Origin of the sequence: Paraburkholderia sp. J41 (assembly GCF_905220235.1) — a bacterium.
Taxonomy (GTDB): domain Bacteria; phylum Pseudomonadota; class Gammaproteobacteria; order Burkholderiales; family Burkholderiaceae; genus Paraburkholderia.
Genome location: NZ_CAJMZE010000006.1, coordinates 50064 through 75380 on the forward strand (window position 1 = coordinate 50064; position 25317 = coordinate 75380).

General features: G+C 67.2%; 21 protein-coding genes. 10 read left to right on the forward strand and 11 right to left on the reverse strand.

Annotated features, from left to right (window positions below):
• Positions 1–92 precede the first annotated feature (92 nt).
• Positions 93–503 (forward strand): response regulator, encoded by a 411-nt coding sequence (locus tag U5805_RS07975; protein WP_322102924.1) that lies wholly within the window; start codon positions 93–95, stop codon positions 501–503.
• Positions 504–696: 193 nt separating this feature from the next.
• Here the strand turns inward: U5805_RS07975 and U5805_RS07980 are convergent, their stop codons facing one another.
• Entirely contained in the window at positions 697–1302 is a 606-nt protein-coding gene (locus tag U5805_RS07980; protein ID WP_322102925.1) for a Fur family transcriptional regulator, read from the reverse strand.
• Between the two features lie 46 nt (positions 1303–1348).
• On the reverse strand, positions 1349–1975 hold the full coding sequence (locus tag U5805_RS07985) for a glutathione S-transferase family protein (RefSeq protein WP_322102926.1): 627 nt from the start codon (positions 1973–1975) through the stop codon (positions 1349–1351).
• A gap of 346 nt (positions 1976–2321) precedes the next feature.
• Between U5805_RS07985 and U5805_RS07990 the strand changes: the two genes are divergently transcribed.
• Positions 2322–3986 carry an ATP-binding domain-containing protein gene (locus tag U5805_RS07990; RefSeq protein WP_322102927.1) on the forward strand — a complete coding sequence of 555 codons (1665 nt, stop codon included), beginning with the start codon at positions 2322–2324 and terminating at the stop codon, positions 3984–3986.
• 37 nt (positions 3987–4023) lie between these two features.
• Here the strand turns inward: U5805_RS07990 and U5805_RS07995 are convergent, their stop codons facing one another.
• Positions 4024–4971 (reverse strand): phosphoribosyltransferase, encoded by a 948-nt coding sequence (locus U5805_RS07995; protein ID WP_322102928.1) that lies wholly within the window; start codon positions 4969–4971, stop codon positions 4024–4026.
• 217 nt (positions 4972–5188) lie between these two features.
• Here U5805_RS07995 and U5805_RS08000 point away from each other — a divergent pair, with 217 nt between their 5' ends.
• Positions 5189–5722 (forward strand): molybdopterin-dependent oxidoreductase, encoded by a 534-nt coding sequence (locus U5805_RS08000; protein ID WP_322102929.1) that lies wholly within the window; start codon positions 5189–5191, stop codon positions 5720–5722.
• A 22-nt stretch (positions 5723–5744) separates the two neighbouring features.
• Positions 5745–7607, forward strand: coding sequence for a hybrid sensor histidine kinase/response regulator (locus U5805_RS08005; RefSeq protein WP_322102930.1), 1863 nt, complete (start codon positions 5745–5747; stop codon positions 7605–7607).
• 118 nt (positions 7608–7725) lie between these two features.
• Here U5805_RS08005 and U5805_RS08010 read toward each other — a convergent pair whose 3' ends face one another.
• Positions 7726–8580, reverse strand: coding sequence for a helix-turn-helix domain-containing protein (locus U5805_RS08010; protein ID WP_322102931.1), 855 nt, complete (start codon positions 8578–8580; stop codon positions 7726–7728).
• 396 nt (positions 8581–8976) lie between these two features.
• Here U5805_RS08010 and U5805_RS08015 point away from each other — a divergent pair, with 396 nt between their 5' ends.
• Positions 8977–9576, forward strand: coding sequence for a C39 family peptidase (locus U5805_RS08015; protein WP_322103107.1), 600 nt, complete (start codon positions 8977–8979; stop codon positions 9574–9576).
• 100 nt (positions 9577–9676) lie between these two features.
• Here U5805_RS08015 and U5805_RS08020 read toward each other — a convergent pair whose 3' ends face one another.
• Together U5805_RS08020 and U5805_RS08025 are read right to left on the reverse strand one after the other, a co-directional pair.
• Positions 9677–10633 (reverse strand): LysR family transcriptional regulator, encoded by a 957-nt coding sequence (locus U5805_RS08020; RefSeq protein ID WP_322102932.1) that lies wholly within the window; start codon positions 10631–10633, stop codon positions 9677–9679.
• A gap of 280 nt (positions 10634–10913) precedes the next feature.
• On the reverse strand, positions 10914–11966 hold the full coding sequence (locus tag U5805_RS08025) for an NAD(P)-dependent alcohol dehydrogenase (RefSeq protein ID WP_322102933.1): 1053 nt from the start codon (positions 11964–11966) through the stop codon (positions 10914–10916).
• Positions 11967–12178: 212 nt separating this feature from the next.
• Here U5805_RS08025 and U5805_RS08030 point away from each other — a divergent pair, with 212 nt between their 5' ends.
• The 3 genes from U5805_RS08030 to U5805_RS08040 all read left to right on the forward strand — a co-directional run bounded on the left by U5805_RS08030 (position 12179) and on the right by U5805_RS08040 (position 16447).
• Entirely contained in the window at positions 12179–13168 is a 990-nt protein-coding gene (locus U5805_RS08030; RefSeq protein ID WP_322102934.1) for an AraC family transcriptional regulator, read from the forward strand.
• Positions 13169–13264: 96 nt separating this feature from the next.
• Entirely contained in the window at positions 13265–14197 is a 933-nt protein-coding gene (locus tag U5805_RS08035; protein ID WP_322102935.1) for a 2-hydroxyacid dehydrogenase, read from the forward strand.
• A gap of 225 nt (positions 14198–14422) precedes the next feature.
• Positions 14423–16447 carry an EAL domain-containing protein gene (locus U5805_RS08040; RefSeq protein ID WP_322102936.1) on the forward strand — a complete coding sequence of 675 codons (2025 nt, stop codon included), beginning with the start codon at positions 14423–14425 and terminating at the stop codon, positions 16445–16447.
• Between the two features lie 240 nt (positions 16448–16687).
• Here U5805_RS08040 and U5805_RS08045 read toward each other — a convergent pair whose 3' ends face one another.
• Together U5805_RS08045 and U5805_RS08050 are read right to left on the reverse strand one after the other, a co-directional pair.
• On the reverse strand, positions 16688–17089 hold the full coding sequence (locus tag U5805_RS08045) for a DUF3597 domain-containing protein (protein WP_322102937.1): 402 nt from the start codon (positions 17087–17089) through the stop codon (positions 16688–16690).
• A 228-nt stretch (positions 17090–17317) separates the two neighbouring features.
• On the reverse strand, positions 17318–19900 hold the full coding sequence (locus U5805_RS08050) for an adenosylcobalamin-dependent ribonucleoside-diphosphate reductase (RefSeq protein ID WP_322102938.1): 2583 nt from the start codon (positions 19898–19900) through the stop codon (positions 17318–17320).
• Between the two features lie 473 nt (positions 19901–20373).
• Between U5805_RS08050 and U5805_RS08055 the strand changes: the two genes are divergently transcribed.
• Positions 20374–20865 (forward strand): thioesterase family protein, encoded by a 492-nt coding sequence (locus tag U5805_RS08055; RefSeq protein WP_322102939.1) that lies wholly within the window; start codon positions 20374–20376, stop codon positions 20863–20865.
• Between the two features lie 43 nt (positions 20866–20908).
• Here U5805_RS08055 and U5805_RS08060 read toward each other — a convergent pair whose 3' ends face one another.
• A complete protein-coding gene (locus U5805_RS08060) occupies positions 20909–21199 on the reverse strand; it encodes a DUF3331 domain-containing protein (protein ID WP_322103108.1) in 291 nt (96 codons plus the stop codon).
• A gap of 359 nt (positions 21200–21558) precedes the next feature.
• Here U5805_RS08060 and U5805_RS08065 point away from each other — a divergent pair, with 359 nt between their 5' ends.
• Positions 21559–22626, forward strand: coding sequence for an AI-2E family transporter (locus tag U5805_RS08065; RefSeq protein ID WP_322102940.1), 1068 nt, complete (start codon positions 21559–21561; stop codon positions 22624–22626).
• 39 nt (positions 22627–22665) lie between these two features.
• Here U5805_RS08065 and U5805_RS08070 read toward each other — a convergent pair whose 3' ends face one another.
• On the reverse strand, positions 22666–23529 hold the full coding sequence (locus tag U5805_RS08070; protein WP_415914559.1) for an alpha/beta hydrolase: 864 nt from the start codon (positions 23527–23529) through the stop codon (positions 22666–22668).
• 163 nt (positions 23530–23692) lie between these two features.
• Complete coding sequence (locus U5805_RS08075) at positions 23693–24790, reverse strand: OpgC domain-containing protein (protein ID WP_322102942.1); 1098 nt, start codon at positions 24788–24790, stop codon at positions 23693–23695.
• Positions 24791–25317 lie beyond the last annotated feature (527 nt).

Here is a 25317-nt window from a genome sequence, read left to right on the forward strand (position 1 = left end):
CCTCGCATGCGCACCGGCCATTGCCGTGACACGGCCGGCCTCGCGGTGGGCCTGATATTCGGCCTGACAGACAGAAAGGCATCAAAAAGACAATGAACGCAGTACACAAGCTCGACCGGACGACCATCGTTCTCGTCGAAGACGACCCGCAAAGCCGGGCCTCCCTGACTTCGCTGCTGGAAGCGGAGGGCGCCCGCGTCGTGGCGGTCGAAGACGCCGAATCCGGCGTGGAAGCCGCGCTGGAATTGCTGCCCGACGCCGTCGTATGCGACCTCGACTTGCCGGCGATGGACGGTTTCTATCTGATCCAGCGTTTGCGCGACCACGAAATCCGCAGCGATCATGCGCCGGCCGTTGCTGTGGCGCTCACCGGCCACACCGACGAAACGTGGCGGTTGCGCAGCATCGGCGAAGGCTTTCAGCACTTCATGACCAAACCCGCGAAACCCGAGGCGCTCGTGACGCTGCTCAGCAACGCCATCGACGCGCGCCAGTCGCTCTAGGCGTCAACGCCGCGGCCATCCGAAAAGAAACGCCGCGAAGACGCGGCGTTCGTTGTCGATTCTCGGGCTTGATGCGCGGCCATGTTCGCGAAGGCGCGCTTTTAAGGGCCGGGAAGCGCGCATCGCGCTTTCGAGCCTGGAGCCGATCATCTCGCCGGCCTGGTCGCCCGGGCGCAAAGGCGGCACGCTCAGCTCAGGAATGCGCAGATTCCGACGATGCGGTATCGGCCTGCGCGGTCTGCGCGGCCTGCGCCGCCTGGCATTGCGCGCACAAGCCTTTTAGCTCGATGCCGTCGCCCGCGAGCCGGTAGCCCGCCGCTTCGATCTGCGCGACGAGCGCCTGGCGCAGCTTGGGCTCGTGCAGTTCCGTGACGTTCCCGCATTGCTGGCACACCACGAGAATGCCGTGCTGGCACTGCGTGAGGTCGTGGCACACGGCGAACGCGTTGATCGACTCGATGCGGTGAATCAGCCCCGCCGAAAGCAGGAAATCGAGCGCGCGATACACCGTGGGCGGCGCGGAGCCGGGGTGGATCTGGCGCATTTCGTCGAGCAGCGAATACGCCTTGGTCGCGCGCCCCGACGCGAGCAGCAGCTCCAGCACCTTGCGGCGAATGGGCGTGAGCTTTTCGCCGCGTTCGCGGCAATAGTTCTCCGCCATGGCGAGCGCGGTTTCGAGCGGCACGCCCGACACGCCTTCATGCGCGTGCGCATGCACGTGCGCGTGATTCGCGTGATCGTGGGGGGCGTGCGCCGTGCCGTGGAGCGCGGCGTCGGGGGAAGGTTTTGCGGTCTTCATCGCTCGATTATAAAGGGCGCGCCGCCGGCCCGCCCGCGTACCCGCGTCACGTGAGCGGCATGCCTACGTATTTGCGAAAACCCTCGCGTTGCGCGATGCGCTGATACCACCGCTCCAGATTCGGCAGCGGCACGCGCTCCACGCCTTCGAGGCCGAACCAGCGCCGCGCGAACGCGCCCAGCACGATGTCGGCGATCGAAAAGCGCTCGTTTTCGAGGAAAAAGCGGCCCGTGAGATGTTGATCGAGCAGCCTCCAGAGCTGGCTTAGCTGATGCAGGTCGGCCGCGATCTGCGCGGTGTCGCGTTTCTCGGGCGGCGTGCGCACGAGCGCGAGGAACACGGGCCGTTCGGCGGGGGCGAGCGTGGCGGCCGACCAGTCGAGCCAGCGCTCGATCGAGCCGCGCACCTTGGGATCGGCGGGATAGAGCACGCTGGACGGGCCGTACTGCATGGCGAGATAGCGTACGATTGCATTCGATTCCCACAGCACGTAATTGCCGTCGACGAGCGTGGGCACCTTGCCGTTCGGATTCAGGGCGAGAAACGACGGTTCGTCGAGGCGGCCGAACGCGCCGCCCGCGTCGATGCGCTCGAACGGCAGCACGAGTTCGTCGCAACACCACAGGACTTTCTGGACGTTCACCGAATTGGCGCGTCCCCAGATCGTGATCATCTGGCGTGTTCTCCTTGCAATGAATGGGGGCGCCAGTCAGGCGCTGGCAGCCACGATACACGAACCGGCGCCGGTTTTTCGCGTCCGTTCGGCCTATGTCTTTTGGCCGGCTTTTCGAAACCGGCGCATTTCGTAGAATAGGCGCTGCATCGCGCGAGGAGTTCCGCGGACGTTCTGCGATTACCGTTTTTACGTCGCGATTACGTTTGTTATTGCGTTGCGGCTTACGTCGTCGTTACGCCGCTGTATGCAGACATATGCCGCCGGATGCCGCCGTCATGCGGTCTTTTTTCATGGACGTGTCGCACACGGTTTCGCGCCCCGCCCACACCGCCTCGAAAATTTTATGGCCCGCATTGTCCCTGACGACTGGCAGCATCTCGAAGCCACCGGCGCCGCCGCGCGCGAACGCGAAACCCTGGCGGCGTTCGCGCGCGGCTTGCCCGCCGACTACACCGTCTATCACGGCGTACACTGGACGCGCCTTTCCGAAGGCTTTTCGGTGTTCGGCGAGGCGCAGTTCGTGATCGTGAGCCCGGCCGGGCGCGTGATGCTCGTGGAGCAGCGCGCGGGTTTCCTGCGCGAAACGCCCAACGGCCTCGTCAAGGCGCATCTGCAAACCGAGCGCAACGTGGCCGTCGCGCTCGCGCGCACGGTCGAGAATCTGCACCGGCGCTTCACGGCGGCGTTCGGCGCGGGCACATACGGGCTCGAAGAACTGTTTTACTGCCCCGACCACGCGGTGCGCGAACCGGCCATCGCGGGCGTGAATCCGGCGCGTATCGTCGACGCCGCGCGTAAGGCGCAGCTTTGCGCCGTCGTGCTCGAAGCCCTGCCCGCCGACGAGCCGCGCCTGCCGTGCGCCGCAAAAATCCACCACTTTCTCGCCGACCAGCTTTCGCTGACGCCCGACACGAGCGCGCTGATCGGCGCGGCGGGCACGCTCGTCACGCGGCTCGCGGGCGGGCTCGCCACCTGGGCGCGGCGGCTCGAATTCGCGCCGTTCCGCCTGCGCGTGATCGGCACGGCGGGATCGGGCAAGACGCAGCTTGCCGTGCAGGTCATGAAAGACGCGGTCGAGCGCGGCGCGCGCGTGCTCTACGTCTGTTTCAACCGGCCGCTCGCGGATCACATCGCGAAGCTCGCGCCGCCCGAGGTCAAGGTCGCGAACTACCACCAGTTATGCGATTGGGTCGCGCGCGACGGCGGCTACGTTCCCGACTTCGAAGGTCGGGCCGCATTCGGCGAACTGGAGCGGCGCTTCGCGCAAACGCCCATCGACGCGCGCTGGCAGTTCGACGTGCTGATCGTCGACGAAGGGCAGGATTTTCAGGAAGCCTGGGTTGGCGCGCTTGAACGGTTGCTGCGCCCCGCGGCCGCGTGGTGGTGGCTCGAAGACCCGCTGCAAAATCTCTACCTGCGCGAGCCTGCCGCGCTGCCGGGCTGGACCGTGCTGCGCGAGAACACGAACTATCGCAGCCCGCGCGACATTCTCGCGTTCCTGCGCGACGTGGCCGGAGCAACGGTGCCCGACGTCGCGCAACTCGTGGCGGGCAGCCCGTTCGACGGATCGGACGTCACGGTGGCGGCGTGGGACGAGCGCGCGGGCGAAGCGGGCGTGGTCGACGCCACCAAGCGCGCGATCACGCAAGCGCTGTCGCTCGGCTTTCGCAAGCAGGACATCGTCGTGTTGTCGTATCGCGGGCGCGAAAATTCGCGCTTCACGGCGCTCGACGATCTCGGGCCGCATCGGCTGCGGCACTTCATGGGGCAATACGACCTGTTCGGCAATCCGCAATATCGCGAAGGCGACGTGCTGCTCGATTCGATCTATCGCTTCAAGGGGCAGTCCGCGCCGTGCGTGATTTTCACGGAAGTGGATTTCGAAACCTTCGACGAACGCGCGGCGCGCAAGCTGTTCGTGGGCGCCACGCGCGCAACCATGAAGCTGATCGTGGTGGCGTCGCCGCGCGCGGCGGCGTTCATCGAAGCCCGGCGTGCGGGCGCTTGAGCAGCGCGCGGCGCGCGGCGCGCCGAGCCCGCGCGCGTCAACTCCATGCCGAAGCGCCGATCAGCGTGCCGGTGCGCGTTTGCGCGTTCCACCAGATCACGCGCAGCAGCGGCGCGCTTTGCGCGATGAGAATGGCCTGCACGGGATCGCTTTCGATGAAATGCGTCACGCCGCATCTGATCGCGGCCGCCGCCTTGTGCGCGGCCGCGCCCGCCGCGGTTTCGTCGTGCGAGTCGGGCGTGCGCATGATGAGTTCGAGATGCCCGAAGCCGTGCCGTTCGAGCCATGCGAGCGTGCGCTCGCGGTCCATTTCCGGGCGGCCCGTGATGATGGCGCGCGTGCGTTTCATGTCGATGCCGGGCAGGCGCTCGAACGGCACGAGCGCGTCGCGTTCGGCGAGCGCGGCCACGAGGTCTTCGTCGTAGCGCGCGAGCGGAATGTCGGGCAGCAGCACGCCGTCCAGGTCGATGGCGTACACGGCGTATTCGTGGTCGTCGGCCATGAGCATGCCTTCGCTCTTGCCGTCGCGTGTCCAGTCGGCGCGATAGCGGTCGGTGTAGGCCTGGCGCTCCCACGGAAACAGCGCGAAATAGCCGCTCGCGTCGATCGAATAATCGGGCCGCAAACGGCTCAGGTCGTCGAACGCGCCGGTGAGCGTGCGCACCACGAGGCCGTGCTCGCGCAGGAAGGCAATGCAGTCCACGAGCGTGTTGCCACGGCCCGCGATGTCTTCGCAAAGCAGCACTTTCGAGCCGGGTTCGGGCAAGGGCAGCGCCGAATCCCAGCGCACTTCGCGCGTCGCGCGCTCGTAGCGCAGAAACGCGACGCTCGCGCCCGTTGCGTGCGAAACCATCAATGCGAGCGGCGCGCCGCCGCGCAGAATGCCGACCACCATCGCGAATTCTTCCGCGATCAATGCCGGTTGCAGCGATTCGACCCAGTGGTCGAGCTGTTCGTAAGTAAGCGGAACGATGGGCTTATCCATTCGAAGATCATGCGGTGCAATCGAACTCCGACGCGGTTTCCCGACGCGTTTGCGCGCGAGGAAGTGGCCTGGTGTCGGCGCAATGTTTGGCGATATTATGCCTATGCTCGCGAGCCGGTGCTGGCCGCGCGGGCCTGCGCGGCGGCGGGGGCCGCTGCGCGAAAGCCCGGAAATAGACGCGATCGACGCGATTCGTCGCGCGAACAAGGTGAAATAAATGCAGGTTTTCAAGGACTGGCCGCGCTGGCGGCGCGCCGCCGCCGTGCTCGCGTGCGCGCTGGGCGTCACGCTGGAAGCGGCGCCGTTGGCGCGCGCGGCGCCGCCCGCGCTTGCGCTCGACGTGGACGGCGAGGTACGCATGACGAACAATGCCGCGCACACGTCGTTTCATTTCGGCGAGGCGCAGTTGCTCAAGTTGCCTTCGCATTCGATCTCGACGTCGACCACGTGGACGCCGAAATCGACCTTCACCGGCCCGTTGCTGTCCGACGTGCTCAAGGCCGTGGGCGCATACGGCAGCCAGATCGAGATCCATACGATCGACGACTACACCTGCGTCGTGCCGGTCGCCGACGCGGCGCGCTACGGCGTCGTGCTCGCCTACGAGATGAACGGCCGGCGGCTCAAGGTCAGCGACTTCGGCCCGCTGTTCCTGATTTATCCGCGCGATCAATATCCGCTCGATCTCGACGGCGCGGCGGGCGACGCCAAGTTCGCGTGGCAGATCAAGTCGATGACCATCAAACGGTGAACGGCAGGCCATGCACGACCGATTGAAGACTCCGTTTCCGACTCGCCTGCGCCGCTTCGTGCAGGTCGCGATCTGGGTCGCCGCGCTCGCGCCGCCCGTGGTCGCCGTCGGGTATCTGCTTTACGCGAATCTGCTCAATCCGAAAGTCGTGCAGCGCCTGACCGGCAGCTACGACGGCCTTTACTGGGACGCCGCGCAGTTGCAGATCGCCTATGCGCGTTTCGAAAGCCAGTTGCTGATTTACGCCGACGGCATCGACCGCGACGTGGACAAGGTGCGGCTGCGCTACGAATTGCTGCAATCGAAGCTCAACGTGATGAAGGGGTCCACGCGCGCGCTCGCAGCCACGCCCCGCCTCATGAAGCGTCAGGAAGCCGATCTCGCGGTGCTCGACGCGACCATTTCGCCGTTCGAGTCGCAGATCGCGTCGCTCGAAGCGTATCCGTGGCGCGCCGCGCCCATGCTGACCGCGCTCGATTCGCACTGGGCGCAGGTCACCGACCTGGCGCTGAGCCGGCGTTCCGTCGACGTGAGCGAGCGCGAGTCGATCCGGCGCGATTTCATCGCCAAGCGCCGCGACTTGTTCGTGGCCGGTTTCCTGCTGCTCGTGCTTTCCGCCGCGGCCGCCGTTCTGCTCGTGATGAACGGCTATCGGCGCACGCGCCTGTTGCATCAGCAGCGCGCGGCGCTCGAAGCGGAGCACCAGGCGAGCCTCGCGGCGCGCGAGGCGAGCATGGCGAAGGACGCGTTTCTCGGCATGATCAGCCACGAATTGCGCACGCCGCTGCACGCCATTGTTTCGTCGATCGAACTGCTCGGTTTCAACTCGCATTCGGAGGCGGACCGCAAGGTGATCGGGCGGCTCGAAACCGCCGCGCGCCAGCTCGAAGCGCAGATGAAAGACCTCACCGATTACGCGCGGCTCGGCGCGGGCAAGCTCGAATTGCGCGAAGAGGAATTCGATTCGCGCGAACTGCTGCAATCCATCGTCGACGAGAACGAGTGCGCGGCGCTCGCGCGCTCGCTTACCTTCGAGCAGGGTTTTGCGGGCGCGGCGCGGCGCGTGGTTGCCGACCCGCATCGCATTCGCCAGATCGCTAACAATCTCGTGACCAACGCGATCCGCTACACGGAGCGCGGCACGGTGCGGCTCGAATTCGCGCTCGAAGCGAACGTGGCGGCTTCGGCGCCTGCGCCGCAAACGCTCGTAATCCGGGTGAGCGACACCGGGCCGGGCGTGGCGGCCGAGCAGATTCCGCTCATCTTCAAGGAGTTCACGCAGCTCGACGCGTCGCGCTCGCGAAGGTATGAGGGCGCGGGCATGGGCCTCGCGATCGTGCGCGGGCTGGTCGAACTGTTCGGCGGCACGATCGACACTCAAAGCCGCGTGGGCGAGGGCACGACGTTCACGGTGCGCATTCCGGTCGCCTCCGTCGAGCCGCCGGCCGCGCCCGTCGCCGCCGTGGCGCAAGCGGGCGCGCTCGCGCCGCCGCAGGTGCTGATCGTCGACGACAACCCGCTCGTGCGCGAGTCGTTGTGCGAAATGGTCTCGCACATGGGCTACGCCGCGCTCGCCGCCGCCGATGCCGACAGCGCGCTCGCGCGGCTAGACGCGGCGCCGTGCGACGTGGTGCTGCTCGATCTGCACATGCCGGGCCGCGACGGCTATGCGTTCGCGGCCGCGCTCGAAGCGCGCTGCGGCAGGCGCAAAAAACCGCGCGTGATTGCCGTGAGCGCCGACGCGGGCGGCATCGCAACGCTCGCGCAGGCGGAACCGGGCGCCGATGCCGCGTTCTTCGACCGCCTCACGAAACCGGTCCACTACGAAGTGCTGCGCGCGGCCGTGCAGCGCGCGCTGGCGGCGTCGCGCGAGACGCGTGCGTGAGAACGGGTGGCGGGCGTGCGGCGGCGCGATGGAATCCGCGGTCGCGGTTGCGCTGGAATGAGCGATCGGGGCGTTCGGGGCGTTCGCGATAGGCGCGCCGGCCACGCGGCGCGCAGCATCAACCGCGATTCAGACGCTTGGACAGATCGGCGACGAGAATCGCCATGCGCGCGGGTTTTTCGTAGCACGCCACGTTGTAGTGGCGCACGACCTGGCTGATTTCCGATTCGCTGGCCTTGCCCGTGAGCAGTTCGCCGGTGAGCACGAAAATGGGCGCTTCGGGGTTTTCGGAGGCGCGCACGCGGCGGATCGCCTCGGCGGCGGTTTGCGAGCCGAACAGCCAGTCGATCACCACGCCGTCGAATACCTGGCTGTCGAGCGCCTCGTTGAACGCGGCGAGGCCGTACAGCGCATGCGCCGTGTAGCCGCTGTGTTCGAGGTAGTCGCGCAGGTTGTCGGCGGAAGCCTGGTCGTCGTCCACCACGGCGATGGCTGGCTTGTCGAGTTCGGCGCGGCGCGGGTAGATCTCGATCTTGTGGACTTCGCGCGCGTTCTGATACAGCGCGCCGTCGGGGCGCACCACGCGCCATTGCCCCTGCTTTTCGTAGGCGACGAAGTCCGGGCGGCTGCCGGCCTCCACGGGCGCGCCGATCCACGCGGTGCAGGGCAGTTCGGCCGCGCTCACGCACAGCAGCGCCTCTTGCGCGTTGGCGCCCACCATGCCCGGATCGAGCAGTTGCGCGCCGAATAGCTGGCTTGCCGGTTCGCCGAACGCTTCCGCCACCTTCTTGATTTGCGCGAGCGTCCACGGACTGTTGCCGCGCAGCTTGCGATGACCCTGCGAAAAGCTCAGGTCGAGAATCCGGCAAAGCTCGGTGGTTTGCTGGCGTTTGCCGATGCCGTGACGCGTCATCAGCTCGCGTACTCGCTCCGCGACCGTAGCCGAGTCGGTGGTGTCTGCAACGTTCGACATACTGCGATAGGGGAGGAAGAAGGATTCGGTTTTTGATTATGGCGCGCCGCCGCGCGCGCCGCGTGATGGGCGTACGGAGCGGTTGCGTGCGGGTGGCCCATTATTCTAAACGCATAAAAAGCCGAAGGCGGACCGTTTTTTTTACGAAATGTAATCAGGGCGCGAAACGCCGCGTGCTACGCGCGCGCGTGCGACCGCCGCGTTGTGCGGGCGGCGTTCGATCTGCGAAGATGGCGGCTTTCGGACGGATTCGGACCGGATTCGGACGGGTTCGGGTCCGGCAGCAGCGAGGAGTCGAGCTTGGAAAAAGTGCGCGAAAACGGGAACGGCGAAGCCTGGTGCGGGAACGGCGAAGCCCGCTTCGGGAATGGCGAAGCCCGGTGCCGCCATGCGGGCGTGCCGTATTACAGCCAGTGGGGCAGCCCCGAGTGGGTCGCGGCTATCGTCGGGAACAATGCCGATCCGTGCGACGATCCCGGCTGGCAACGCAGCGGCTTCGCGCATGCCGACGATTACCGCTTCTGGGCCAAGCGTCTATGCGGCCTGACGTGCCTCGAATCGGCGCTCGATTACTGGGGCGTCGGCCACGCGCCGCGCGCCGGGTTGCTCGAGGCGGCGCTGCGCCACGGCGTCTACCGCGTGCGCGAGGACGGCGGCGTGGACGGCCTCATCTACCGTCCGTTCGCCGCGTGGGTGGAAGCGGACTTCGGCGTGCGCGTCGAGGTGATGACCGACGAAGGCATCGAAGCGAGCGCCGCGCGCCTGAACGCCGACACGCTCGCGATCGTCTCGGTGAGCCCGGAAATCCGCTATCCCGATCGGCCGAACGCGCGCACCGGCGGCCATTTGATCCTGCTGCACGGTCGCGGCGACGGCGGCGTGTGGTTTCACAATCCGTCGGGCGTCGCGCCGTATCAGGCAGACGCCTGGCTGCCTTACGCCACCGTCGCGCGCTTTCATGCGCGCCGCGGCATGACCCTCGCCAGGCCGCGTTGAAGCCGCGCTCGATCCCGGTCGAAGCCGCGCTGAAAGCGCGCGTCGCGACGAAAACGCACGCGACGAAAACGCAACGCATGCGCCCGCGGCGCGGCCTCGCTCACGCCGGCTGCAAACCTTCCAGCAGCCGCCGGACGTGCGAGAGATCGCGGTTGATCGGGCCGGCGTCGTCGAACAGCTCGGCGAGCCAGTCGACGAACACGCGCACGCGCGGCGAAAGCTGGCGCGACTTCACGAACGCCACCGAAACCGGCGTCGGCAGCGGCTTCCACTGCGGCAGCACCTCGCGCAGCGCGCCGCTGCCCAGATACGGCTGGGCGGCGAGCAGCGGCGGCTGGATCAGCCCGTAGCCTTGCAGGCCGCAGGTGAGATACGCGAACTCGTCGGAAACGTGCACGAAGCCGTCCACCTTCACCTTGGTCGCGCTGCCGTCCACTTCGAAGTCGAATTCGAACGGGCGGCCCGTGACCGGCGAAAGAAAATTGACGACGCGGTGCCGCGCCAGATCGTCGAGCGTTTCGGGCGCGCCGTGCCGCGCGAGATAGGCGGGGCTCGCGCAGGTCACGTGCTCGAGCACGCCCAGCCGGCGCGCGGCCAAACCCGAATCGGGCAACTCGCCCAACTGGATGCTGCAATCCACGCCTTCGCCGACGAGATCCACGTTGCGCAGGCTCACGCCGACCACGAGATCGATCTGCGGATAACGCGCGTGGAAGTCGTCGAGCGCGGGCAGCACGATCGCGTTGGCGATCAGGCCGGGCATTTCCACGCGCAGCCGGCCGCCGATCGCGCCGGGCTGCTGGCGCACGCTCGCTTCGGCGTCGTCGATGTCGGCGAGGATTTGCGAGGCGCGTTCGTAGTACGCGGCGCCTTCGGGCGTGAGCGAAAGCCGCCGCGTCGTGCGCACGAGCAATTGCGTGCCGAGCAGCGATTCGAGATTTTGCATGAGCGTAGTCGCGCTGGCGCGCGGCATGTCGAGCGACTGCGCGGCTTTGGTGAAACTGTTGGTATCGACGATGCGGACGAACGTGCGCATCGCCTGGATGCGGTCGATCACGGGCGAGCTCCTACGGTTTGTCGAAAGGGAACGGCATCCGCGTTGCAACGGCAAAAGCGAAAGACGAACCGGCGTCTCGCGGACAGCGACGCACGGCAGCGGCGAAGCGATACAGGCGATAACGGTTAATGGCGGCGCACGAGGGCGCCGGCTCGACTACGGGGACCGCTCGCGAAACCCGCGCGCGAGGCGGCGGATTCGTTGCGGAGGAAGGAAGGGCTGGCGGGCCGTCCGATCGGACGGCCCGGCGGGGCACGGCGTTGGGTCGGAGCGGCGGCGCTTACTTGCGCAGCGAATCGAGATCGATCACGAAGCGGTACTTCACATCGCTCTTGAGCATGCGCTCGTAGGCGTTGTTGATGTCCTGCATCGGGATCATTTCGATATCCGACGTGATGCCATGCTTCCCGCAGAAGTCCAGCATTTCCTGCGTTTCCGCGATACCGCCGATCAGCGAGCCCGCGAGACGGCGGCGCTTCATGATCAGGCTGAACACTTGCGGCGACGGGTGATCGTGCTCGGGCGCGCCCACCAGCGTCATCGTGCCGTCGCGGCGCAGCAGCTCGATGAACGGGTTCAGGTCGTGCTGCGCGGCCACGGTGTTGACGATCAGGTCGAAGCTGTTGGCATGCTTCGCCATTTGCTCCGGGTCCTTCGAGATCACCACTTCGTCGGCGCCGAGGCGCTTGCCGTCCTCGATCTTCGAAGGCGAGGTGGTGAACAGCACGACGTGCGCGCCCATCGCGTGAGCGAGCTTCACGCCCATGTGGCCGAGACCGCCGAGCCCGACGATGCCGACCTTCTTGCCGGGGCCGGCGCCCCACGCGCGCAGCGGCGAATACGTGGTGATGCCCGCGCAGAGCAGCGGCGCGGCGGCGGCGGCGTCGAGGTTCTCCGGCACGCGCAGCACGAAGGCTTCGTCCACCACGAGTTGCGTGGAATAGCCGCCGAGCGTGATGTCGCCGGTCAGCTTGTCGGCGCCGTTATAAGTGCCGACCCAGCCGTTTTCGCAATACTGTTCGAGGCCTTCCTCGCAGCTTGCGCAGGTGCGGCACGAATCGACGAGACAGCCCACGCCGACCAGTTCGCCCACCTTGAACTTCGTCACGCCGCTGCCCACTTCGGCTACGCGGCCGACGATTTCGTGACCCGGCACGACCGGGTAGATCGAGTTGCGCCATTCGTCGCGCGCCTGGTGCAGGTCGGAGTGGCACACGCCGCAGAAGAGCACGTCGAGACGCACGTCGAGGTCGCGCAGATCGCGGCGCTCGAATTCGAACGGGGCGAGCGGCGAAGCGGCGTCGCGTGCGGCATATCCTTGAGTTGGGTACATGGGGGCTCCTTTGCGTTGCGGTTGTCGTTGCCTGGGTGTTGCGGCAGGGTTCCTATCGTAAGGACCGGGCTCCACCCAGGGAATACCTGAATCTATCGAACACTTGCCTGTTTCTCCTGGCGAAGTCCGCGCGCGCGTGAACGGTGATAGATTGGCAAGCCTGTTTCTCTGCGCGCCTTGTCTATTTGGGGCACAAACTCAGGCACAAACCTATGGTCTACGTCAAAACCGTGGCCGCGCCGGCCGTGACCGCCGCCACGCCGCCCGCCGCCAACCAGCCGCGCATCGTCGAACTGCTCATGCAGCTCACGCAATGCGACGGCGTTCACCCCACGCCTCTCGAAGGCGTGCGCCTTTATCGCGGCAGCCAGAGCCACCCGCGCCAGCCGGTGATGTACGAGCCGAGCATCTTCATCGTTTGCCAAGGCCGCAAGCGCGGCTTTCTCGGCGACCAGGTGTTCATCTACGACGCGCAACATTACCTGGTGCTTTCCGTGCCGATGCCGTTCGAGTGCGAGACCGAGGCGAGCCCGGAGCAGCCGATTCTCGCCATCAGCGTGCGCGTCGATCTCACGACCGTGGCCGAATTGCTGATGGCGCTCGACGATTCGCGCGGCGGCGCGTACTCGGAGCCGTCGGGCATTTACGCCACGCCGCTCGACGCGCCGCTGTCGAACGCCGTGTTGCGCTTGCTCGAAGCGCTCGCGCAGCCGTGCGAGGCGCGCATTCTCGGCCCGGCCATCGTGCGCGAGATCTGCTACCGCGTGCTCACGGGCGAGCAAGGCGACGCGATTCGCGCGGCGCTCACGCATCAGCATCATTTCGGCCGCATCGCCAAGGCGCTGCGCCGCATTCACACCGACTATCGCGGCGAACTCGACGTGGTGACGCTTGCCGCCGAAGCGGGCATGAGCCTCGCGGTGTTCCATGCGCATTTCAAGGCCGTCACGTCAACGTCGCCGATGCAGTATGTGAAGACCACGCGCCTGCACCACGCGCGCCTGCTCATCACGCACGACGGTCTCAACGTGAGCGCGGCGGCCGTGCGCGTGGGCTACGAGAGCGCGTCGCAGTTCAGCCGCGAGTTCAAGCGCCTGTTCGGCATGACGCCCGCCGACGAAATGCGCCGCGCGCGCGACGCCGCCGTGGCCGCCGCGCCGCGCGTGGAAGTCGCGCCGCCGCGCTACGTGAACGCGGTGTGACGCACGCCGTGCCGCGCGCGCTGCGAGAGCGTCGCGGAGCCCTCACCAAGCCATCAACTCGCCACCACCGAGCCATGACAGAGGAATGACAAGCCGATGAAGCCATGCCTGCTGATCCTGATCCTGCTGACCGACGACGACCGCGCCACGCTCGGCGCGTCGTACGACCTGGTCTACGCGCCCAACGCCGACTCGCGCGCGCAAGCGGTCGCGCAACACGGCGAGCGTGTGCGCGCGGTGCTGACGAACGGCACGACCGGCCTGAGCGCCGGCGAAATCGACCGCATGCCGCAACTCGAATTCGTGAGCGCGCTGGGCGCGGGCTACGAAAACATCGCCGTCGACCACGCGCGCGCACGCGGCATCGCCTTGTGCAACGGCGCGGGCGTGAACGCCGATTGCGTGGCCGACCACGCGCTCGCGCTGCTGCTCGGCGCCGTGCGCGCGATTGCGCAATACGACGCCGCGTGCCGCGCGGGCGTGTGGCGCGACGACCTGCCGATGCGGCCCACGGTGACGGGCCGCAAGCTCGGCGTGGTCGGCTACGGGCATATCGGCGCGAAAGTGGCGCGGCGCGCGGCGGGCTTCGACATGGAAGTCGGCTATCACAATCGCAAGCCGCGCGAGGGCGCGCAGGCGCGCTATTTCGACACGCTGATGGCGCTCGCGCAATGGAGCGACTATCTCGTGATCGCCACGCCGGGCGGCCCGCAAACGAAGCATCTGGTCGATCGCGCCGTGCTGGAGGCGCTCGGGCCGCAAGGTTTTCTCGTCAACGTTTCGCGCGGCAGCGTGGTCGATACGGCCGCGCTCGCGGCGGCGCTCGAAGCGGGCACGCTCGGCGGCGCGGGTCTCGACGTCTACGAAGGCGAGCCGAAGCCGCCCGCGGCGTTGATCGGCTTGAAGAACATCGTGCTCACGCCGCATACGGCCGGCACGTCGCCCGACGTGCGCAACGCCACGGTGCGCCATTTCGCCGAGAATGCGCGCCGCCATTTCGCGGGCGAACCGTTGCTCACGCCGCTTTGAGGCGCGCGGGTAGCGGCGCATCGTTTTCTTGAGCTTTTCCCGGCGTGGGCGGTATCGCGCACGGTCGGCGCGGGCCGATGACGTATGATCTCGCTTCGTGCGAGCCGGGAGCGTTGACGCAGCGGCCAACAAAGCGGCCAACAACGCGGCCGCCGCCGACTCAACGCAACGGCCAGGGATCGGGCGCGCCTGCCGCGCCGGGGCGGAGACCTCAAAGGCTCAATAATGAAAACGCTGATCGAGGCGCTGCAAGACCATGCGGCGCTCGTGGTGCGCCGGTTCTATGAAGAACTCGCGCGTCTGCCCAAATCGCGCCGCATCCTCGAAATGCTCGCGGGCGAGGAACTCGCGCATCTCAGGGCGCGCCAGATCCAGAATCTCCTCGCGCTCGCCAACCCCGATCTCACCGCGCGCGAACACGCGGAAATGGCGCAGCGCATCGGCCGCATTCACGCGATTGTCGGGCTCGACAAGGAGGAGCTGGTGCGCAGCCGCAGCGTGCTCCAGGAATTGCTCTACGCGCAGATCGAAGGCGCGGTGAACACCGAATCGCTCGCGCTTTACGCGCGCCGTTTGACTTCCGATCTGGCGTGGCAATTGAAGGCTTATCAAGACGTGCAGGACTCCCAGCAGGAAGCGCTGTTGCGCATCACGCGGCTGGTGTGGGAAGCGGGCAGCTATACGAATTTCATCGATCAGGTGATCGCGACGCTCGCGGCGCATGCCGAAATCGCGGCGTGCCTGATCGGCCGCCCGGACGCCTCGGGCATTTTCCACTTCGAGGCGGGCGCGGGCGGGCGCACGGAAGGCGGCATGCTCGGCGTGCTCGCGGCGCACGGACGGAGCGTGAGCGTGCGCGCCGATCATCCGCAGGGGCTGGGCGCCGTGGGCCGCGCGTGGCGCAGCGGCAAACCGGAGCGCGTCGTCAACTTCCAGACCGACCCGCTCGCCGCGCCGTGGCGCGACCTTGCGGCGAGCGAGGGCGTGCGTTCCTCGGTGGCGATTCCGGTTGCCGCGCCGGGGCAGCCGCCGCTCGCGCTGCTGATTCTGTACAGCGCGTTTCCGGGCGGTTTCGTCGGACCGGATCAGGTGGCGTTCGTCGAATTGCTGCAAACGCTGCTGGGCTGCGCCGCGATGCGTATTCAGATGCACGACGGCATCAGCGCGGCCGTGCCGGTGAGCGTGCGCCAGCACTGGGCGGCGCTCGTGCGCGTGGGCGCGCTGGAGATGCACTATCAGCCGCTGCTCAGTCTCGCGACGGGCGCGGTGAGCAAGGTCGAGGCGCTCGCGCGCCTGCGCGACGGCGAACGCCTGCTCGCGCCCGACGAATTTCTCTCGGCGCTCGCTTCCGACGACTTGCTCGCGCTGTTCTCGCGCGGCCTCGATCTCGCGCTCGCCGACCGCGCGCGCTGGTGCGCGCAAGGGCGCACGCTGGAAATCTCGATCAATCTGCCGCCCGCGGCGCTCAACGACATCCGCTATTTCGAGGCCACGCGCACGACGCTGGCAAGGCACGATTGCCCGGCCGCCTGCCTCACGCTCGAAGTGCTGGAAAACGAAACCTTGTCGCTGAGCGAGGGCAAGCGCGCGATTCTCGAAAAATTCTGTGCGCTCGGCGTGCTGCTCGCGCAGGACGATCTGGGCTCCGGTCACAGCGGGCTCACGCGTTTGCGCGAGTTGCCGTTCGACTGGATCAAGCTCGATCGCGACATCGTGCAGGTGAGCGGCGACGAAGCGCTGAACACGCTGCGCGTCGTGTATCAGCTCACGCGGCTCGGGCATTCGCTCGGTCAGCTCGTGCTGGCCGAAGGCATTGATTCGTTGGACCTGCTCCACGCGCTCGCGATTCTCGGCGTGGACGGCGCGCAGGGCTTCGTCATCGCGCGGCCGATGGAAGGCGAGCGTTTGCTGACGTGGCTCGACGACAGGCCCGCCCTCGCGAACGGCGGCGCGCACAGCCTGCTCGCGCGGCTTGCGCGCTTCGTGATCTGGGAGGAACGCATGCTGATGATCGCCGCGATTCCCGATGCCGCGCAAAACCTGTTGGGCGCGCTGACTTCAGGCGGCGCGAGTGCGGCGCTCGCGCAATCGCTGGTGGGATTCGGCGAGATTTTGCCGGCCACGTCGCAGCGCGAAATGCTGCATCGCGAGATCGTCGGCGCGCTGCTCGCGGGCGGGCGCGAGAGCGAAGCCTGGCGCGTGGCGCTCGCGGCGTTGATGACCGCGATGCGGGAAGCTTCACCGCGTTGATTCGCTGTTCGCCGATTCACTGATTCGCCGATTCGCGGGGCGCGTGGCGCGTGGCGCGTGGCGCGCCGGCGTTGCGCGGCGTGGCCGAACGCGCGCGTCGCGCGGAAGTGCTTGAGAGCGGAAAAAAGCGAACGCTATCGCGGATAGCGTTGCGGCGGGAAAGCGCGAGGACCGGCTGCCATCGCCGCGCGCTTTCAGGACCGGAGCGCGGGGCGATCCGGTCCTTGCCACATCAGCGCATCAACCCGCGAGATCGGCGGGCAGCTTGCCGCCATTCGCGGCCAGTGCGGCCATCACCTGACGATGCAGCCAGACGTTCATGCTGGCCGAGTCGTTCATGTCGCCGGAATATTTCAGTTCCTGCGCCAGTTGCTTGCGGTGTTCCAGGCTGCTGTCCACGCCCAGCGCCTTCATCGTGTCGACGATGGACGTGCGCCAGTTCAGCGTTTGGCCGCTTTGCGCGACGAGCTGGTCCATCACGGCCGCCACGTCGACGTCCGCGAGAGGCGCAGGCGCGGGCGGCGTGCCCGGTGCGGCGGCCTGCGCGGCGGCCGGATCGGGCGTCGGCTCGGCAGCCGGCGCCGGGGCATCGGGTTTGGCCTTGTGGAACAGTTTGTTGACGATGTCACCAAAGATACTCATTTTCTTCATCCCTCCTTTTCAGAGAACGGCCTGTTTGCGATTCGCGGCGGCGCTGCGAATCGCGCGACAAACGCTTCGGAAGTATGGCGCAGTTCGACGCAACGATTTTTCAGAAAAGGTTAAACGATCGAGAATCGTCTCGCGCTGAAGATGTTCGCCACGAATTGCCGCCACGTATCGGCGCGATACGCATGCGCTGTGCCGCGTGAAAAGCGGCGCAAGGCGAATTCAGCCGCACGACCCGATCTCTCCGCACGCCGTGCAGAAATCGCAACCATCCTTGCGGATCACCGCATTCGCGCCGCAGGACCCGCAGCGGCGGCCGAACATCGCATGCGGCCACGCGTGCTGCGCGTCGGCGGGCAGGGCGTTGTCGCTGGGCAGCACCTGATCGCCGGGGCGCTCCCCGGTTTCGGCAACGGCAGTGGAAGCGGACGCCGAAGCCGAAGCAGGAACCGAAGCCGAAGCCAGGGCCGCGTCGCGCCGCCGCGCCAGCAAACGCGAGGGCACCTGGCGTCCTTCCGCATCGAGAAAACCGCGCCGATGCAAAATCTGCTGAATCGCATACGCGATCGCCGCGACTTCCGAGTCGTGCCAGAGCGGCGTGCGGCGTCCGTCGAGACGTTGCGTTTCGCCATAACGCACCTGGCCGCGATCCCACGACACCTTGCGCAAATCCTGGAGATTGCGCGCGACAAAGCCGCCGCGCGCCGCGAGCGAAAGCGAGCGCATCGTCGCCGTGATCCACTGCTGCGATTCGTCGCGCTGGCCCACGGGAATGAAGAACTCGATGGGCCGCTCGATCGTGGTGGTTTCGCCGCTCACCTGGCCCGTCACTTCCATGAACGACACGGCCACGTAAAGCGATACCTTGCCGGTCTGCGTGATGTATTCGATCTTCTCGATCACGGCGGGCAATTCGCCTTTCGGCCGATGGTCGATGGCCACGCGCAGCGGGTCGAGCAAGGCGTCGCTGGCGGCGTCGTCGGGCGTGGCGGCGGGCGCGGGCGTTGGCGTGGCTTGCAGCACCGCGCCCAGCGTCTCGTTCGGCCGGTAGGTGGCGAGCCCCTTGAGGCCGCGCCGCCACGCGTCGAGATAGAGGTTCTCGAAGTCCTCGAACGGATAATCGGCGGGCACGTTCACCGTTTTCGAAATCGACGTATCGACGAAAGGCTGCACCGCCGCCATCATCGCGACGTGTTCCTGCGCGCTCATTTCCAGCGCGCTCACGAAGTACGGCGGCAGCGCGTCCACGTCGCCGCCAAGCTGGCGGTAGCGCCGCCACGCATGGTCTTCCACGTTGAAGGTTTCGCGGCTGCCGTCGGCCATGCGGCGCGTGCGCTGATACGTCCACGAGAACGCGGGCTCGATGCCGTTCGAGACGTTGTCGGCGAAGGCGAGGCTCACGGTGCCGGTGGGCGCGATCGACAGCAAATGGCTGTTGCGGATGCCGTGCGCGCGAATTTCCGCCTTGATGGCCTCGGGCAGACGCGAGGCGAACGTGCCTTCGGCGAGATAGGCGCTCGCGTCGAACAGGGGAAACGCGCCGCGTTCGCGCGCGAGTTCGACCGAGGCACGATAGGCCGCGTCGCGCATCGTGCGGCCCACGCGCGCGCCGAACGCGCAGCCTTCCTCCGAGTCGTAGCGGATGCCGAGCATCACGAGCGTGTCGCCGAGTCCCGTGAAGCCCACGCCGATGCGGCGCTTGGCGGCGGCTTCGGCTTGCTGCTCGGGCAGCGGCCAGAGCGTGGCGTCGAGCACGTCGTCGAGAAAACGCACTTGCGTGCGCGTGCGCTCGGCGAGCGCTTGCCAGTCGAAATCGGGGCGGCCGCCCTCGAGTTGCGCGAAGGCGTCGATCACGAAGCGCGTGAGGTCGAGCGGCCCGAGATTGCAGCAGCCGTACGCGGGCAGCGGCTGCTCGCCGCACGGATTGGTCGCGCGGATCGCCTCGATCGCGCGCAGGTTGTTGTCTTCGTTCATGCGCGAGATGAACACCACGCCGGGCTCGGCCACGTCGTAGGTCGAGCGCATGATGGTGTCCCAGAGCGTGCGCGCGCGTAGTTCGGCGTAGACCCACTTGCCGTCGTCGCGGCGGCGCAGATCGCCCGAGGCGCGCAGCGCCGGCGAGGGTTCCGCGCGATGCACGAGTTGCCACGGCGCGTCGGCTTCCACGGCGCGCATGAATTCGTCGGTCACGGCCACGGACACGTTGAAGTTGTTCCAGCGTCCCTTCGAATGCTTGGCTTCGATGAATTCGGGCAGGTCGGGGTGATCGCAGTCGAGCACGGCCATCTGCGCGCCGCGCCGCGCGCCCGCGCTTTCCACGGTGCGGCACGAGGCGTCGAACACGTCGATATAGCTGCACGGGCCGGAGGCGCTCGATCCCGTCGATTTGACGTGCGCGCCGCGCGGCCGGATCGCCGAGAAGTTGTAGCCCACGCCGCCGCCTCGCCGCATGGTTTCCGCGGCTTGCAGCAGCGCGACGTAGATGCCGGGGCGGCCTTCCTCGTCGACGCCCTGAATGCTGTCGCCGACGGGCTGCACGAAGCAGTTGATGAGCGTGGCTTCGATGTCCGCGCCCGCCGCGCTCATGATGCGCCCCGCGCCGAGCGCGCCGTGCCGCAGGTTGTCGACGAAACGCGCCTCCACTTCGGCGCGCAGTTCGGGCGGCTCGACCTGCGCGACGCCTCGCGCGACGCGGCGATAGATGTCGTCGGCGGTTTGCTCGTCGCCCTTGGCGTACTTTTCGAGCATGACGTCGAGCGAAAACTGTTGCGGGGGAAACGCGAGCGGGGGCGTGTTCTCTGCCATGGCCGGACCTCGGAAGCGCCGCGCGGGCGGCGGCGGTGGAATCGGTTGCAAGGAGCGGTTGCAAGACGCGCTTGTAAATCGCGGTTTTAAGGCGCGATTACGATGCGCGGGCGCAAAGCGCCGTGGAAACGGTTGCAAGGCGCGGTTGCAAGGCGCGCGGTTGCACGGCGCGGCGGGGTTGCGTTCGAATTGCGGTCGAGCGGCTTGAGCGCTGCCCGCCATGCGCGTCGTTCAACCTTACCGCAGCCAGGCGCTGTGTGCACGGTGGCGGATCGGCGCGCGGCGGGACGTGCCCTTGACGCTCCCTTGCCGCTCCCGTCATCGCCCGTTGGCTGGCGGCCTTCGCTGCGGTGCCGCGGCGTCGGCATGGCGTTGGCGCGGCATTTGCCCGCCTCGCGGCGGCGTTCGAGCGCCTGCGGTTACACTGCTGCACGCGCAAACGCCGGGCCGCCGGCCGGGGAAGGAGACAACCGATGAACGAGGCGGCGCCGCTCGTCTACCGCGACACGGTGCGCGGCGAATGGGTCGATTACAACGGCCATCTGCGCGACGCGTTTTACATGCTGATCTACAGCTTCGCGACCGACGCGCTGCTGGACGCCATCGGCCTGAACGCGGCGGCGCGCGAGGCGCGCGGGCGCTCGATGTACACGCTGGAAGCGCATGTGAACTATCGGCGCGAGGTGAAGGCGGGCGCGCGTTTGCGCGTCGAAATGCGCGTGATCGAGCACGACGCGAAGCGCATACGCGTGTATCTGGAAATGTTCGCGGAAGGCGGCGCGCAAGAAAGCGCCGCGCCCGTTTCGGCGAGCGAGCAGCTTTTACTGCACGTGGATCGCGCGGGACCGCGCGCCGCGCCGTTCGACGCCGATGTGCTCGCGCGCGTGGCGGCGCTGGACGCGGCTTCGGCGGCGCAAGGCTTCGTGCCGCGTTATGCCGCGCGGGCCATTGCGCTGCCGCGTTGAGCGTGTCGAGCGCGTTGCAGGCAAGCGCCGGACGCCGCCGCGCTCATTCCGCCGCGACGAGTTCGCCGAACACTTCGGCCGCGATCATCACGGAGGCATTGAGCGGAGCGGGGCGCTCGGCCGGTTTGAACACGGCGTCGCCACGGCGGATTTTGCGGCGCGACACGGCGCAGGTTCCCGACGTATGCGCCGAGCGCCGGCGCCAGCGCTGTTCGCCGTAATGACAGCGCCCCGGCTCGACCCAGCGAATCACTAGCGCAGAATCGGTCTGCTCGAGTATCTCGATGCGCTCACCGTTGGCTCCGCTAAGCGCAAGGCACGCTTTTTTCTTCATTGTCGGCTCCGTAAGTGGGTTGCCGCGACTGTATTCCTGCGCGCCGACAAGTGCCATTGTGTCGCCGTTGAAACACCATTCCAATTCCGGCAACAATTGCCGATAGTCATGTTCCGTCTAACGGCAGAATGCGGGTTTGCGGCCGATCAAGGGCGAAATCTCGAATTTGTGCAACGCACTGTTGTGCGTGGCGCGACATGCGGCGGCCCGAAAATCGGCTTGGAGACGGCGTTTGAAGGAGGGACGGAACGCCCGAAGCGGACGCGAATCTGAAGAAAAACCGGTTCGCGAGATTTGCGTTGCTGCGCCGCACGGCCGGAATCGCGTGAGCGCCTTTTTAAAAATTTTCCCGAGGTTACATGATTCATCGCCCGCCTGCTCCCAACTCCGCACACGAGCAGAAAATCCAGCGCGCTGCCTCGGCAGTGCTGTACGCCATTCTCGTGGTGCTCGCGTTGTGGGTCGTGCGCGAGTTCCTGCCGGCCGTCGCGTGGGCGGCCGTGCTTGCCATCGTGCTGTGGCCGGCCTTCGGCGCTATCGAGCGGCACGCGTGGCTTCGCGGCCGCACGACGGTGATCGCCACGTTGCTCACGCTGGCGATCGGCCTGCTCGTCGTTCTGCCCATTACCGTCACGGCGATCCAGGCGGGCGGCGAGGCGCACGATCTCTATCTCTGGCTGCACGACGCGCAGGAGAACGGCGTGCCGGTGCCGGCGTTCGTCGCGCGTCTGCCCGTGGGCAGCCGCCAGGTGAACGACTGGTGGCAAGCCAATCTGACGCAGCCGCTCAAGGCGTCGCCCGCGATGAAGCATCTGCACGGAGACACGCTCGTCACGTTCGGCCGCCACTTCGGCGCGCGGGCCGCGCATGCCTCGATGACGTTCGGCTTCATGCTCGTCACGCTGTTCGTGATCTTTCAGGCGGGGCCGCGGCTCTCGTCCACGCTCATGCGCGGCGCGCGCCGCGCGTTCGGCGCCGACGGCGCGCAACTGCTTCAGCGCATGGCGGCGGCGACCCGCGCGACCGTGACGGGGCTCGTGGTCGTCGGGCTGGGCGAAGGCGTGCTTCTGGGCGCCGCGTATCTCGGCACCGGCGTGCCGCACGCGGCGCTGCTGGGCGCCGTGACGGCCATCGCGGCCATGCTGCCGTTCTGCGCGCCCATCGTGTTCGCGTGCGCGGCGCTCTGGCTCGCGGCTCAAGGCTCGATGATCGCGGCGGTGGTGTTGCTGGCGTGGGGCTGCGTGGTCGTGTTCGTCGCCGAGCATTTCGTGCGGCCCGTGCTGATCGGCAACTCGACGCGCCTGCCGTTTCTGCTCGTGCTGTTCGGCATTCTGGGCGGCGCGGGCACGTTCGGGCTGATCGGCATCTTCATCGGCCCGGCGCTCATGACGGTGCTGATGGTGCTGTGGGCGAACTGGGCGGAATAACGTGAATTATCCGCAAGATGTTGCTTGTTTCGGCGACGTTCAACGTATGCAGGCGAGTGTGTACCTGAGCGCGGCGGGCAGCAACTCGCGCCAGACGGGCCAGACGTGGCCGCCGTCGACGATGCGCAGCGCCGCCGGATTGCCTGCCTCGCGCAGCCGCGTGTAAAGCAGTGACGATTCGGCCTGGATCACGAGATCGTCGTCGCCGGAAGAAACGAAGAACGGCACGCGGCGCGGCTGCGCGAAATACGCGTTCCAGAGCGCCGGATAGTTGAGCGCGCGCCAGACGCGCGAATCGAACTGGCGCTCGCCGAACACGCCCACGCGCCGCGCCGACGAAGCGGGCGGCGGCTCGCCCGAATAGATCGCGGGCGAGAGCAGCAGGGCGCCGCAGAACATGTCCGGATGCTCCAGCGTGTAGCGCAGCGCGCCGAAACCGCCCATCGACACACCGCCGATCGCGCGGCCGTCGCGGTCGTTCGCCACCGCAAAATGCGACTCGATCTCGGGCATGAGGTCGTCGAAGAACGCCGTTTCCATTTTTTCCCTGCGATCCACGTACCACTCGGTGCCGCCTTGCGGCATCACGATGACGACGGGCGGAATCTCGTGGCGCGCAATCAGTGCGTCGGCGGCGGTCTGGAGCTGGCCTTGCGTGATCCAGTCCATCGCTTCGCCGTTGTTGCCGTGCAGGAGGTACAGCACCGGGTAGCGGCCCTGATCGGCGCGATAGCCAGCCGGCAGATAGACCACGTACGGCCAGTCGCGATTGAGCGCGGCCGAGTGGAAAGTGCGGACGGCGATCGTGCTGGCGGCGGCGGGCTTGGCCGTGGCGGCGAATGCGGCGAGCGTCGCGCAAGTCAGCAGCAGCGGGGCGAATGCGGTGCGGAGAAAGCGGCGCATGGCGGCGGGGCGGATGAGGCGCGGCATCATCGGGTCGACGGCGGATCGGCGGGCGGTGTTCGATGGGGGACGGGCGGCGTGAGGCGAGCGGCGCGGGCTCACGCCGTGCAAGACTCGTTCATCATGGCCGGACGCGAGCTTCGAGGCCAGACTTGCCGGCACATCAGGCCGACGCCTTCGCCCGCGAGGGCAGCAAACGCTTGAGTGGGTCCGACGCGCGCGCAACGAGCAACAGCGCCGTCAACGCGAGCGCGTCGGCAACGAGGCCGGCCGGCACGTTGAGATAGCCGTCGGTGTACCAGTACAGCACGGAATCGACAGTAAGCGAAATCACGGCGCCGGCCACGAACGAGAGCAAGCCCTTTTGCCCGACGAGCCCGACCCACGGCAGCGCGCGTGCCAGCCGCTTCGCCCAGCCGAGCTTGATGACGTGCGCCGTGAGCCATGCGATGCCGACGAAATTGAGCGCGCGGAACCACGCGAGATTGCGCTTGAAGTCGGCGTCGAGCGCGACGTTGCCGAGCTGGAGCCGGTAAATGGCCGCCGCGCCCACGACGAGCAGCGCGAACAACGTGACGAGCACGCCGAGCCGGTGCGCGCTCACGCGCTGGAACACCGGCTGCGCCTGCGCGATCACGCCGAGCACGAACAGCAGTTGCCAGCCGAACGGATTGAAGTCCCACTGCACGTCGGCGACATGCGGCAGATACGGCGCCGCGTGCGGCGCGATGCCCCACAGCGCGAGACTCACGCCGAACAGCAGCCACGGCTTGCTGCGCGCGAGCGGCAGCGCGAACGGCGCGGCGAGCGCGAAGCACGCGTACATCGGCAGCACGCCCGCGAGATACGGCTGGCGGCGCAGCAGCACGATGTCGCGCAGCGCGGCGGCGGGCGCGAGCGTGAGGTCGTCGAGGTCCGTGGTGGCGAGGTTGGGCGCGTCCACGTTGCACGCCACGAGAATGGCCGTGACGAGCAGCATCAACAGCGCGGTGACGACGAACGCGCGGTAGATCTCGAACGCGCGCTTGATGAAGCGCTGGCGCGCGACCGCTTCGGTGCGGCGCGTGCAGAGCGCGGCCCACGCGGTGGCCGTGGCGTAGCCGCCCAGAAACACGAACACTTCGGCCGCGTCGCACAGCGCATAGGCGTGCAGCGTGACGCGCGACAGAATGCTGCCGCCGATGTGATCGACGACGATGAACAGCAGAACCAGGCCGCGAAAAAAATCGAGTTCGACCAGGCGATTGGATGACTTTGGCATGAATGGGGCGGCAGGCCGGTCCTTGCGATGGCGCATTCGATGGAATCGTGCAGCCGGAAGGCCGGACGGGCCGTGCGTGCGTAACGTTATGAATTGCTGCGGTCTGGCGAATCGGGGCAGCTTCCGCGCGCGAGAATGCGGGCGTTTGAAGCGTTGCGCCGCCGCGCCGCGATGCACCAACAGACCGTTAAAACCCTTAAGGGTTCCTACCAATCAACGAGGGTTGGGCGAAACCGCCCGAATACTACCCGAATCAGGAAAACGCGTTTGCGGCCGCGCGCCACATCGTCTCAAGTTTTTCGCTGCTTATGCCGATAAAGTCTTGAAAGGGCTGGATCGCACGTCTGCGCAAACGTTTCCGTATCTCGAATCGTCGAATTTCTCCATGGGTATGAGCTACGGAAATTCGCGTGTTTAACAGTTGTATCAGAGTGTGTGGGCGGCCTGCCGTGCGGAAATTGGGCTTTACAATGCCGCATCCATTTTGAGATTGAGCGCCTCGTTGTTGCGTCCAGGATGGCGCACGT